Annotated in this window: 14 protein-coding genes; 1 reads left to right on the forward strand and 13 read right to left on the reverse strand. The window is 59.0% G+C overall.

The window, feature by feature from the left end; genetic code table 11:
- Positions 1-2: 2 nt before the first annotated feature.
- The gene (locus tag ACSSV8_RS15580; protein WP_454283057.1) at positions 3-719 is read left to right on the forward strand and encodes a DUF1045 domain-containing protein; all 717 of its coding nucleotides are present in this window, start codon (positions 3-5) and stop codon (positions 717-719) included.
- On the opposite strand, the gene phnN is transcribed toward ACSSV8_RS15580, so the two are convergent.
- The 13 genes from phnN to phnD form a co-directional block, all read right to left on the reverse strand.
- Positions 701-1,246: a phosphonate metabolism protein/1,5-bisphosphokinase (PRPP-forming) PhnN gene (gene phnN / locus ACSSV8_RS15585; RefSeq protein ID WP_454283058.1), complete on the reverse strand. Its 546-nt coding sequence runs from the start codon at positions 1,244-1,246 to the stop codon at positions 701-703. The genes ACSSV8_RS15580 and phnN overlap by 19 nt on opposite strands.
- Positions 1,243-1,965: a phosphonate C-P lyase system protein PhnL gene (gene phnL, locus ACSSV8_RS15590; protein ID WP_454283059.1), complete on the reverse strand. Its 723-nt coding sequence runs from the start codon at positions 1,963-1,965 to the stop codon at positions 1,243-1,245. Before phnL ends, phnN begins: the two co-directional genes overlap by 4 nt.
- 3 nt (positions 1,966-1,968) lie before the next feature.
- Positions 1,969-2,739 carry a phosphonate C-P lyase system protein PhnK gene (phnK, locus tag ACSSV8_RS15595; protein ID WP_454283060.1) on the reverse strand — a complete coding sequence of 257 codons (771 nt, stop codon included), beginning with the start codon at positions 2,737-2,739 and terminating at the stop codon, positions 1,969-1,971.
- The gene (locus tag ACSSV8_RS15600) at positions 2,736-3,587 is read right to left on the reverse strand and encodes an alpha-D-ribose 1-methylphosphonate 5-phosphate C-P-lyase PhnJ (RefSeq protein ID WP_454283061.1); all 852 of its coding nucleotides are present in this window, start codon (positions 3,585-3,587) and stop codon (positions 2,736-2,738) included. The genes phnK and ACSSV8_RS15600 overlap by 4 nt, the downstream gene beginning before the upstream one ends.
- On the reverse strand, positions 3,584-4,672 hold the full coding sequence (locus tag ACSSV8_RS15605; protein ID WP_454283062.1) for a carbon-phosphorus lyase complex subunit PhnI: 1,089 nt from the start codon (positions 4,670-4,672) through the stop codon (positions 3,584-3,586). Before ACSSV8_RS15605 ends, ACSSV8_RS15600 begins: the two co-directional genes overlap by 4 nt.
- Positions 4,672-5,235: a phosphonate C-P lyase system protein PhnH gene (phnH, locus tag ACSSV8_RS15610; RefSeq protein ID WP_454283063.1), complete on the reverse strand. Its 564-nt coding sequence runs from the start codon at positions 5,233-5,235 to the stop codon at positions 4,672-4,674. Before phnH ends, ACSSV8_RS15605 begins: the two co-directional genes overlap by 1 nt.
- A complete protein-coding gene (phnG, locus tag ACSSV8_RS15615) occupies positions 5,235-5,690 on the reverse strand; it encodes a phosphonate C-P lyase system protein PhnG (RefSeq protein ID WP_454283064.1) in 456 nt (151 codons plus the stop codon). Before phnG ends, phnH begins: the two co-directional genes overlap by 1 nt.
- 37 nt (positions 5,691-5,727) lie before the next feature.
- A complete protein-coding gene (locus tag ACSSV8_RS15620; protein WP_454283065.1) occupies positions 5,728-6,342 on the reverse strand; it encodes an aldo/keto reductase in 615 nt (204 codons plus the stop codon).
- A 141-nt stretch (positions 6,343-6,483) separates the two neighbouring features.
- Positions 6,484-7,044 (reverse strand): GNAT family N-acetyltransferase, encoded by a 561-nt coding sequence (locus tag ACSSV8_RS15625; RefSeq protein ID WP_454283066.1) that lies wholly within the window; start codon positions 7,042-7,044, stop codon positions 6,484-6,486.
- 5 nt (positions 7,045-7,049) lie between these two features.
- Complete coding sequence (locus ACSSV8_RS15630) at positions 7,050-7,676, reverse strand: DapH/DapD/GlmU-related protein (RefSeq protein ID WP_454283067.1); 627 nt, start codon at positions 7,674-7,676, stop codon at positions 7,050-7,052.
- A complete protein-coding gene (gene phnE, locus ACSSV8_RS15635) occupies positions 7,676-8,533 on the reverse strand; it encodes a phosphonate ABC transporter, permease protein PhnE (protein WP_454283068.1) in 858 nt (285 codons plus the stop codon). The genes ACSSV8_RS15630 and phnE (ACSSV8_RS15635) overlap by 1 nt, the downstream gene beginning before the upstream one ends.
- Positions 8,530-9,462: a phosphonate ABC transporter, permease protein PhnE gene (gene phnE, locus ACSSV8_RS15640; RefSeq protein ID WP_454283069.1), complete on the reverse strand. Its 933-nt coding sequence runs from the start codon at positions 9,460-9,462 to the stop codon at positions 8,530-8,532. Before phnE (ACSSV8_RS15640) ends, phnE (ACSSV8_RS15635) begins: the two co-directional genes overlap by 4 nt.
- Before the next feature lie 60 nt (positions 9,463-9,522).
- On the reverse strand, positions 9,523-10,256 hold a 734-nt coding region (gene phnD, locus ACSSV8_RS15645; protein WP_454283070.1), incomplete at its 5' end, for a phosphate/phosphite/phosphonate ABC transporter substrate-binding protein.

Genomic DNA, 10,256 nt, shown 5'->3' on the forward strand with positions numbered 1-10,256 from the left:
CGGTGTCACATGCGTTTGACAAAGATGATGCAGTAAAAGGGGAATTCATGTCATACGCTCGTTTTGCAATTTACTATGTGCCGCCCGACGGCCCGCTGGCCGAATTCGGCGCAAAATGGTTGGGCTGGGATGTTGTGACGGGCCGTGAGGCTGTTCAGCTCGATGTGCCCGATTTGCATGACATCACGATGACACCGCGCAAATATGGCTTTCACGGCACCTTGAAACCGCCATTCAGATTGAAAGAGGGTCAAACGCTTGAGGCGCTTGAAGCAGCTGTGTCGGGCTTGGCAGGTGTGCTTTCTCCTGCAGCTTGTGACGGGCTGAAATTGACGCAGTTGGGCCGATTTCTGGCGCTCACGCCCTTTGGAAAGCTGGACAGCTTGCAAAGTATCGCAGAGGCTTGCGTGCGCGATCTTGATGGGTTTCGCGCGCCTGCGGGCGAGGCAGAGCTTGCGCGCCGCCGGAAGGTAGGACTGAGCACCCGGCAAGAGGCGTTGCTCATGGAGTGGGGCTATCCTTACGTCTTCGAGGATTTTCGATTTCATCTCACACTCTCGGGGCGATTGCCCGCCGAGGGGTTGAGAGGTTGGACGGAAACGCTGCAGGGCCACCTGCCGGATTTGCCGACACCCTTCGTGATTGACCAGATTGCGCTTTGCGGCGAAAGGCAGGATGGGCGTTTTGAGCTGATCCATCGCTATACGCTCACGGGCTGAAGCAGCTGGACCGCGTGCACAATTGTCTGGTCGAGCGGTCCGTCATTGGAAAGCGTGATGACGTCTAAACCTGCTGGCAGTGGCTTTCTCGCCTCGGCCAAACGTCTGGCTATATCGGCCTCGGACTCGCGGCCGCGTGCTGCCAACCGGGCAGCCAAAGTCTCGGGCTCGGCCGTGATATTCAGAACTACGAAGTTCGGGAACGCATCTGCACCGGCCTGAAGCGCTTTGCGCGAGAAGTTGGCAAGGCAGTCGGTGCCCTTGTTTAACTGGTATCTCACTGTTTGCGGAATGCCATAGAACAGTCCATGCGCGCCCCAATGGACGGCGAACGCACCATCGCTCACAAGATCCTGAAACTGCGCCTCGGAAACAGGGTCGTAGTCTTCGCCGCCCAGACCTGGCGCGCGCGTGATGACCCGCCGGACAAGGTGCAGTTTCGGTATAACCTCGGCCACGCCTTGCATCACGCTGTCCTTTCCCACACCAGAGGGGCCAACAACTGCGATGAGGCGACCCTCGGTCATGCGGCAGACTCTTTGGGTTGTCCTACCGCTTCGCTGCTTGAGGACAGGCCGGGCGTAAAGGCGCTCACATCGATCTCCCGATCACACACACGAGCGCGCGCGGCCTCGTCATGGAAGATGCCAATGATCGCCGCTCCGCGGGATTTGGCCTCTTCAATCAGGGACAACACGACTTCCCGATTGGTCGCATCCAGGCTCGCCGTGGGCTCGTCCAGGAGCATCGCGGGATATGCGTGGGCAAAACCGCGCGCGATGTTGACCCGCTGCTGCTCGCCCCCAGAGAAGGTTGTGGGGGACAGCGTCCAGAGCCGCTGAGGGATGTTAAGCTGCGCCAGAAGGTCCTGTGCGCGTGCCTGAGCCTCCTCAGCAGGAACACCCAAGGCCCTGAGCGGGTCGGCCACCACGTCCAGTGTCGGCACGCGCGGAACGACCCGCAGGAACTGGCTGACATAGCCCAGCACCTCGCGGCGCAGCGCGATGATCTCACGGGGTTCTGCCTGCACGATGTCCACATCGCCGATGCAGATCGATCCCGATTGCGTCAGGTAATTGCCGTAGATCATCCGCATCAGGGTCGACTTGCCCGCACCCGAAGCGCCGGTCAGCGCCACGCACTCCCCGGGTGCCACGCGAAAGGAAACATCGCTGATGACTTCAATCACGGCGCTGCCCTGATTGTGCAGCGTGAAAGTTTTCGAGACGTGTTTTAGCTCAATCATCGCTCACACCTGCAAAACGGAAGAGACAAGAAGTTGGGAATAGGCGTGCTGCGGATCATCGAGCACCTGATCAGTCAGGCCCGCCTCGACCACACGGCCCGATTTCATGACCATCAAACGGTCAGCCAGCAGGCGCACCACAGCGAGGTCATGCGTGACGATGATCGCCGACAGCCCCATGTCGCGCACCAATCCGCGCAGCAGGTCCAGCAGCCGGGCCTGCACCGACACATCGAGACCGCCAGTGGGTTCATCCATGAAGACCAGACGTGGCCCTGTCACCAGATTGCGGGCAATTTGCAGGCGTTGCTGCATGCCGCCGGAAAAGGTTGTCGGGCGATCATCGACGCGGTCTGCATCAATCTCGACCCGCTCCAGCCAATCCGTCGCCTTGCCGCGAATGTCGGCGTAGTGCCGTTCGCCGACAGCCATCAAGCGCTCACCGACATTGCCGCCCGCGCTGACGCCCATGCGCAGCCCATCGCGGGCGTGTTGGTGGACGAAGGCCCAGTCCGTTCGCCCGAGCATCCGCCGCTCTGGCTCTGACATGGTGACCGTGTCTTTGGGGCCGTCCGCGCGGGTGTCGAACACGACTTGCCCGCCATCTGGCACAAGATGCCCAGCCATGCAGTTGAGAAGCGTGGACTTGCCAGAACCGCTCTCGCCCACGATGCCCATCACCTCACCGGGATAAAGGTCAAAGGACACATCCGCGCAGCCGATATGCGCGCCGTAGCGTTTGGTAATGCCTTGAACCGACAGCAAAGGTGTCATGCCGCGTCCTTTCCTTTATGGCCTGCGGCGCGCCGGGCCTCGCAGTAATCCGTGTCGGAGCAGACGAACATGCGCCCGCCCTGATCGTCCATGATGACCTCATCGAGATAGCTGTCGGTTGCGTCGCACAATCCACACGGGTGATCCGCCTTGCTGGCCTCGAACGGATGGTCTTCGAAATCAAGGCTGACAACCTGCGTGTAGGGCGGCAGCGCGTATATCCTCTGCTCGCGCCCTGCACCAAAAAGCTGGATGGCGGCCATGTCGCCCAGTTTCGGATTATCGAATTTCGGGATGGGCGACGGGTCCATCACGTAGCGGCCTTCGACCTTTACCGGATAGGCGTAGGAGGTCGCAATGTGGCCGTGCCGGCTGATATCCTCATAAAGCTTCACATGCATCAGCCCGTATTCCTCAAGGCTGTGCATCTTGCGGGTTTCGCTCTCGCGCGGTTCCAGGAAGCGTAAGGGCTCGGGGATCGGCACCTGATAGACGAGGATCTGATCCTCGGTCAGCGGCTCTTCGGGGATGCGGTGACGGGTTTGGATGACGCTCGCCTCTGAGGTCGCGGTGGTGGTCTCAACACCCGCCGTGCGTTCAAAAAACGACCGAATGGAAACGGCGTTCGTGGTGTCATCGGCCCCCTGGTCGATCACCTTGAAAGTATCATCCGGCGTCAAAATGGCGGCAGACACCTGAACGCCTCCTGTCCCCCAACCATAGGGCATAGGCATCTCGCGGCTAGCGAAGGGCACTTGATAACCGGGGATCGCCACCCCCTTGAGGATCGCGCGGCGGATCATCCGCTTGGTTTGTTCGTCCAGATAGGCAAAGTTATAATCGGTCATTCCGCAGCCTCCTGCACCTGACCCGCCCCGGCTTCGCGGCGCAGTTTTCGGACCAGTTCCAGTTCAGATTGGAAATCGACATAGTGGGGCAGTTTGATGTGCTCCAGAAAGCCCGTCGCCTGGATGTTATCGGCGTGGTAAAGAACAAACTCAGTGTCTTGTGCGGGTGCACCGACATTGTCTTCGCCTAACTCTTCCCAACGCAAAGCGCGGTCTACCAGCGCCATGGAGATCGCCTTGCGTTCGGATTGGCCGAAGACCAGCCCGTATCCACGGGTGAACTGAGGCGGTTCAGTCTTTGATCCCTTGAACTGGTTGACGGTTTCGCATTCGGTCAGGGTGACTTCACCAATCTCGATCGAGAATCCAAGCTCGGGGATGTCCATTTCGACGGGAACCGCCCCGATGCGCAACTCTCCTACAAAGGCATGGTTGCGCGCATAGCCGCGCTGCGTGGAATAAGCGAGCCCAAGGGTAAAGCCTTCATCGGCGCGGGTCAGCGCTTGCAGGCGGAGCGCGCGGTCTGCTGGCATTTCAAGCGGCTCGCGCGTCAGGTCGGGCGGCGGCGTGTTGTCATGCTGCGCTTCTTCGATAAGGCTTTCGCGGTTGAGAAACTCTGTCACATGCGGCACGTCGCCCGGCTCTGCTTCGCGCGTCGGCGCTTCCGGCACCTCGCCATCTGCTGCTAGTTTAAAATCGAGCAATCGGTGCGTGTAGTCGAAGGTCGGCCCCAGAACCTGCCCGCCCGGCAGATCTTTGAACGTGGCCGAGATGCGTCGGTCGCAGGCCATCGCACCTGTGTCAACTGGGTCCGATGCGCCGAAGCGGGGAAGCGTGGTGCGGTAGGCCCTTATCAAGAAGATTGCTTCGATCAGATCACCGCGGGATTGCTTGATCGCCAACGCGGCAAGGTCAGGATCGTAGAGAGAGCCTTCGGCCATGACGCGATCCACGGACAGCTTCAACTGTTCACGGATTTGCGCAATGCTGAGTTCGGCGACATCCGTGTCACCTCGGCGTTCTTCCGCAAGCCAGGCATGGGCGCTTTCAATCGCCCGCTCGCCACCCTTTACAGCCACATACATCAGAAAACCTCCGTGCTGCGAGGCAAAGCCGCCAACCTGTCGCCACAGGTGAAAATGAAATCGAGCCCGAGCGGAAACAGTGCGCGGTTGCTTTGGAAGGCGCGGGTTTCCGGCAGGGACAGCGTGGCCTCAGATTTGATCCCAGGTCCACGCAGCGTCGCGCCGGCCGCTTCGAGCTCAGCACATTCCACAATCAGGGTTGTAGAGCGGTCTGGATATTCCGGCGTTCCAACGGGATAGCTGCCAAGCGGCATCAATGCGTCCCAGTCGCCGACGGCAAACATCGCATGTGACGGTCCTGCCAGCGGGGCGCCCGTATGAAAGGCCAACCACGCGCGAATATCGTCTGTGTCAGCCTTGCCAGCAAGGTAGACAGGCGTGTCGGTATCGCACAGGGTCAAAAGAACGGTGCCCGCTGCGACGGACAAAGGTTCGGGCGGCGCGCCACCCTGAATGTCCTGAATCCTGCCCGGACGCGCCATAGCATCCATGACACTCCGGAACGCGTGGGCGGACCCTATGGCGGGATTGTCGAACCCTCCTGCCAGAGCGGTTGCCTGCATCAGTTCTCTCCCCGTGCCATTGTAAAGAACTCGACCTTCGTCGCAGCGGCTTTTTCGGCGCGAGCGGTCTTTGCGGCGGACTGCTCCGCCCCGAGCGGGTCAAGAACTGCCTTGCGAACGGCTGATGCATTACGACCTTGCATCAGCGCGTCGACAAGCGCCGCCGCTTCGGCATCAGACTTGCGGCGACCCTGAACATAGGCGTGGCCAACTTCACCGCTGGCGAGCGTCAGCGCGCAGCGCGTGACAGTCATCTCTCCGATGTTGAAGGGCGCGCCCGTCCCGCCAGCGCGGCCACGGACCATAGTGGTGCCGATCTCAGGCGCGCGCAGCCATGTGAATTCCGGACGCGTCATAGCGGCATCCAACAGGGCAGCAACGCGGCCTTCCGGAGCCTTGGCAAGCAGACCCATCCAGGCTTTTCGCTCGGCGTTCTCGTCGAAAGTGTCTTTCATCTCGACAACTTTTCCATATACTATACAACTATACACATCATAACAGATTCCCCCTCTCACAACAGAAGAGATTTGTGAAACTTGCGTGACAATTCAGGCAAAACACCCATCTGGCAGGCCATAGCCGATGCGCTCCGCAGTGACCTGGCTGATGGCAAATACGCGCGATGCGGGTTCCGAGCTTCTCGGCAACGGCTTGCGCTTTCATGACCTGCCAGGCCGCGAAATTGGACACCCCGATGTGCCGAATTCTACCTTGGGCCTGCAACTCGCGCAGTGCTTCGAAAGTTTCAAGCAGAGGAGTCTTCGGATCCCATCGGTGCAGGTACAAGATATCGACAACATCCAGCCCAAGACGAGATTGGCTTTCGTTGAACTGAGCGCGGATATTCTCGCGGCCGCTGCCCCCAGTATAGCCGGTTTTTGTCGCTACTACCAGCGCGTCGCGGTCATGTTTGATGAAGCCGCCCAGCAATTCCTCGGACTGACCGCCTGTATACGTATGGGCTGTATCGAAGAAGTTGATACCGGCGCCTCGGCAAGCATCGAACATGGCGCGGCTTGCAGCGGCATCTGCGGTCCCGCCAAATTGCATGCATCCAAAACACAAGGGAGACGCGTCCTTGCCATCGAGTGCCTTTAGCCTGACCATGCGTCCTGTTCCAGATTTGGTTTGCCGGTCGAGGCCGCTTAGACTGACTGCGTGAAGGTTTTGTGACAACTGCAGCAGCCAATGCTTTCAAATTCCGACTGCTACGCCAAATTCAAAAGTGATTGCCTTGGTCGAAAATCTCTAAGGAAGTGGCAGGTGAATGCGAAACAGCAATTCTTCGCCGCCTCCATGCGTTAGAGCTTTGTCGCGGCGCCCTACCAGTCTCCCCCCGTTCTTTTCTATCACGCGAATCGAGGCCGTGTTTCCTGGGTCGGCCGTAAGGTCAACGAAGGTCAAGCCTATGCGCCGCGCTTCGGGCAACAGCGCACCCAGAGCTGCTGTTGCCAAGCCCTCGCGTCTGCGCCAGGGCACGACCGCATAGCCGATATGCCCAAGACAGGTCGGTGGCAGGGCATTGGTACCATGCTGCCATCTCAGCTCGATACTACCGCAAAAGCCGTCGTGCCAAATCCATCGACGGAAGCTGGGTAGCCGTTTGACGAAACTACCATCTGGCAATTCAATGTCTGGACCGAGGCCTTCTGGGTTGTCCAACCGATCGAGAAATGCTGTGGGGTCTTTGGTTATCGCCTCAAGCTCCTCTCCTGCCGCTTCAGGCCGCGTGGTCCGTGGTGACCATCCGGTCTTAAGCGCGGCGCAATAGGCGTCCAAATATTTCGGGGCGGGTTTAACAAGCTGCATTCAGGCTAACGGTATTTCTCGATGAAGGCGTCGATCTCCAGCGCGCGGATGTCTGGCAAAGCAGCCTTGTAAGTCTCATAGCCCCAATCCCAAACGGCGATCTCTTGCAGAGCCTCTGCCTGCGATTCGGTGAACCGGCGTTTAATAAAGCGCGCTGGCACCCCACCAACCACGGTGTAGGGGGCGACATCCTTGGTCACAACCGCGCCCGCGCCGATCACAGCACCCGTCCCGATGGTCACGCCAGCGGTCACGGTCACCCCATGCCCGATCCAGACATCATGTCCAATCGTCACCCAATCAGCTTTGCGCCATTCGAAAAAGTCGTAATCATCCTCGCCCAAGCCATAAGCTTCGGCACGATAGACCGAATGGTGCTGCACCGCGCGCCATGTGGGGTGGTTTCCGGGATTGATACGGGTCGAATTGGCGATGGAACACATCTTTCCAATCGTCGTCCAAACGACGTGGCAGCCCTTGGTAATATACGACCAGTCGCCCATCGACCCGTGCTTGAGCACCGTGCCCTTGCCGACCTCGGTCCACATGCCAAGCTCGAAATCGTCAACAATGGCACCCTCGTGGATGGTGGGCACTTCGGACAGAGCGTTTTTGGAGCCGGCTCCGGCCATCAGTGCGCGCCTTCCCATTTGCCAATGACGCGGGTGCGGATCAGGCCGGACAGGTAATCGACGATGTAGACCATAGCGATGATCAGGAAGATAATCGTCCAGACCTGGTCCCAGAACAGCCCAGCGATCCGGTCCGACAACATGAAGCCGATCCCGCCAGCGCCAACGATGCCAAGGATGGTCGATGAGCGGACATTGGATTCAAAGTTGTAGAGGATGATCGACAAGTGGACAGGCAAAACCTGGGGCATGATACCATAGAGGATGGATTGAAAGCGCGACCCGCCCGAAGCAACGACACCCTCAACGGGGCGTTTGGACGTGTTCTCCAGCGCTTCAGAGAAGAGTTTACCGAACGTCCCGATTTCCGAGACCGCGATGGCCAGAATGCCCGCCAAAGGACCAAGCCCGAATGCACGGATAAAGATCAGCGCAAGGATCAGGGTTTCGAACGCCCGGATGATGTCATAACCGCGACGCGCGGAATGGCGCAGCCAGAAGATGCGAGTGATGTTCTTGGCCCCGAGGAAGGACACGGGAAAGGCGATGATCAAGCCAAGAACCGTGCCGAGAAATGCCATCGCGACGGTCTCGCCAAGGGCGGTGAACACCTCGAGCCATTCTGGCCAAGTCTCCCACAAATGGGGCGGGAACATGAAGGTGACGACCGTTCCGAACCGCTGAATTCCGACCCAGATCCGCTCTGGCGAGAAGTTGAAGTCGTAAAGGCACCAAGCGAAAAGCCCGACAAATAAGACCCAAAGACCGATTTTGCGCGCGCGCATTGCCGGTGTATCGCGAAAGGCACGTGGCTGCTGTGCCATCCAGTTTTTGATCTGGCCGTCCGTTGGGGTCATGTCGCAGGCCCTGTCTCAAGTCCGATGACCCGGTGGCGCAGCTTCTCTGATCCATAATCAATGACCATCACGGTCACAAAGATGATCAAAAACAGGGCCGACAGGTCTGTATACTCTTGCAAGGACAAGGCCTCGCGAAATTCCTGACCAAGCCCGCCAGCGCCGACATAGCCGATAATGGAAGAGGCGCGCACGTTGATCTCGAAGCGCAGCAGCGTGTAGCTGATGATATTTGGCATGACCTGCGGCACGGCCCCATAGCGGATTTGGTCAAACCATGTGCCGCCTGCCGCCTTCACACCTTCGAGCGGGCGCATATCGATGTTTTCGTTCACTTCCGAATAAAGCTTGCCCAAGGCCCCGGTCGTGTGAAGCCCGATGGCCAGCACACCGGCCATTGGCCCGACCGAAAAGCAAAATACAAAGATCAACGCCCAAACCAGTTCCGGGACTGTGCGCGCAATCTCAAGATAGCGCCGACAGATCCAAAGCACCCACTTGTTGGGGGCAAGGTTGCGCGACGCGGGGAAGGACATCACAAACCCGCCGAAGACGCCAAGGGCCGTTGCCATGAAGGCAATCAGGACAGTCTCAATCAACAGGTTCAACCAGACTTTCCAGCGCCAGAACCATTCGGCAAAATCAGCGCCAAGGCTGTCCCATCGCAAAACGGGAAGCGTCTTTTCAATGAACTCTCCAAGGCGCGGCAGACCTGCTGGAATGATCCAGCGCCATTCGCGCGAGCCGTCGGGCAGCGTGACCTGCGTGACCTTGAAGAAATCTCCAAGCCATGCCGAGAATGCGAAAAGCGCAAAAAACAAGACACTTGCGATGAGCCAGCCGATTTTTGCGCGCCGGCTTTGGGCAGCGTAGTCCAATTCAAACTTTTCCATCGGACGCAGAGGCGTCACGTCGGCAGCAGCGGTCATTTCTGGTATCCCAGTAAAAATGGACCCCCGCCGATTTGGCGGGGGTCCAGAGTTGTCAGCTTACGAACGACGCTGCTTTTTCAGCCAGTCGCGCATGTCCACGATCCACTGGTAGCGTTCCTGATCGACCTCGATCCAGCCTTTCTGAGTGGAGGTCTCGCCGCCGGACATTTCCTTGAAGGCTGCCGGGTCCTTCTCCGGCACTTCCATCACCGCCGTGCGCATTGCTTCGATCAGCGCTTCGGGCAGGTTGGCGCGTGCGGTCAGCGGACCAGAGGTGATTTCCGGCGATTTCCAGATCGGACAGGCTTCGCCTTCAGCGATCATGCCTTTGCTCACCATACGCGGGATAATGCCCGAGGTCTCGTTGGTCATGTACGTGGCTGCGGCATCAAAAGTGCCTTGCACAACACCGGCCACACCGGCTTCATGCGAGCCTGAAAAAGGGATTGCAGAGAAGAACGTCTTTGGGTCCACTTCTTTGGCGATATTAAAATAGGGCACGGCGTAGCCGGACGTCGAATCCGGATCGGCGAAGGCCAGAACCTTGCCTTCCAGCGAGGCCAGATCGTTTAGGCCGCTGTCGCAGCGCGTGACAACAATTGAATAATATCCGGTGGAGCCGTCGTTCTGCAGGCGGCTGACCAGTGGCACCACTTCGCCGTCCATTGCGGTATAGGCCGCAGCATAGGAGGACGACCCGAGGAAGGCGAATTCAATCTGATCGGCGGCAAGCGCCTGGATCACGCCGTCATACGCACCGGCTGTGAAGATTTCGACTTCGACGCCCAGTT

This window comes from Roseovarius sp. MBR-79 (assembly GCF_053628555.1).

Bases quoted from the DNA above. Each gene is read 5' to 3' on its own strand.
- phnN (WP_454283058.1), bottom strand. From the start codon at position 1,246: ATGACCGAGGGTCGCCTCATCGCAGTTGTTGGCCCCTCTGGTGTGGGA.
- phnL (WP_454283059.1), bottom strand. From the start codon at position 1,965: ATGATTGAGCTAAAACACGTCTCGAAAACTTTCACGCTGCACAATCAG.
- phnK (WP_454283060.1), bottom strand. From the start codon at position 2,739: ATGACACCTTTGCTGTCGGTTCAAGGCATTACCAAACGCTACGGCGCG.
- ACSSV8_RS15600 (WP_454283061.1), bottom strand. From the start codon at position 3,587: ATGACCGATTATAACTTTGCCTATCTGGACGAACAAACCAAGCGGATG.
- ACSSV8_RS15605 (WP_454283062.1), bottom strand. From the start codon at position 4,672: ATGTATGTGGCTGTAAAGGGTGGCGAGCGGGCGATTGAAAGCGCCCAT.
- phnH (WP_454283063.1), bottom strand. From the start codon at position 5,235: ATGCAGGCAACCGCTCTGGCAGGAGGGTTCGACAATCCCGCCATAGGG.
- phnG (WP_454283064.1), bottom strand. From the start codon at position 5,690: ATGAAAGACACTTTCGACGAGAACGCCGAGCGAAAAGCCTGGATGGGT.
- ACSSV8_RS15620 (WP_454283065.1), bottom strand. From the start codon at position 6,342: ATGGTCAGGCTAAAGGCACTCGATGGCAAGGACGCGTCTCCCTTGTGT.
- ACSSV8_RS15625 (WP_454283066.1), bottom strand. From the start codon at position 7,044: ATGCAGCTTGTTAAACCCGCCCCGAAATATTTGGACGCCTATTGCGCC.
- ACSSV8_RS15630 (WP_454283067.1), bottom strand. From the start codon at position 7,676: ATGGCCGGAGCCGGCTCCAAAAACGCTCTGTCCGAAGTGCCCACCATC.
- phnE (WP_454283068.1), bottom strand. From the start codon at position 8,533: ATGACCCCAACGGACGGCCAGATCAAAAACTGGATGGCACAGCAGCCA.
- phnE (WP_454283069.1), bottom strand. From the start codon at position 9,462: ATGACCGCTGCTGCCGACGTGACGCCTCTGCGTCCGATGGAAAAGTTT.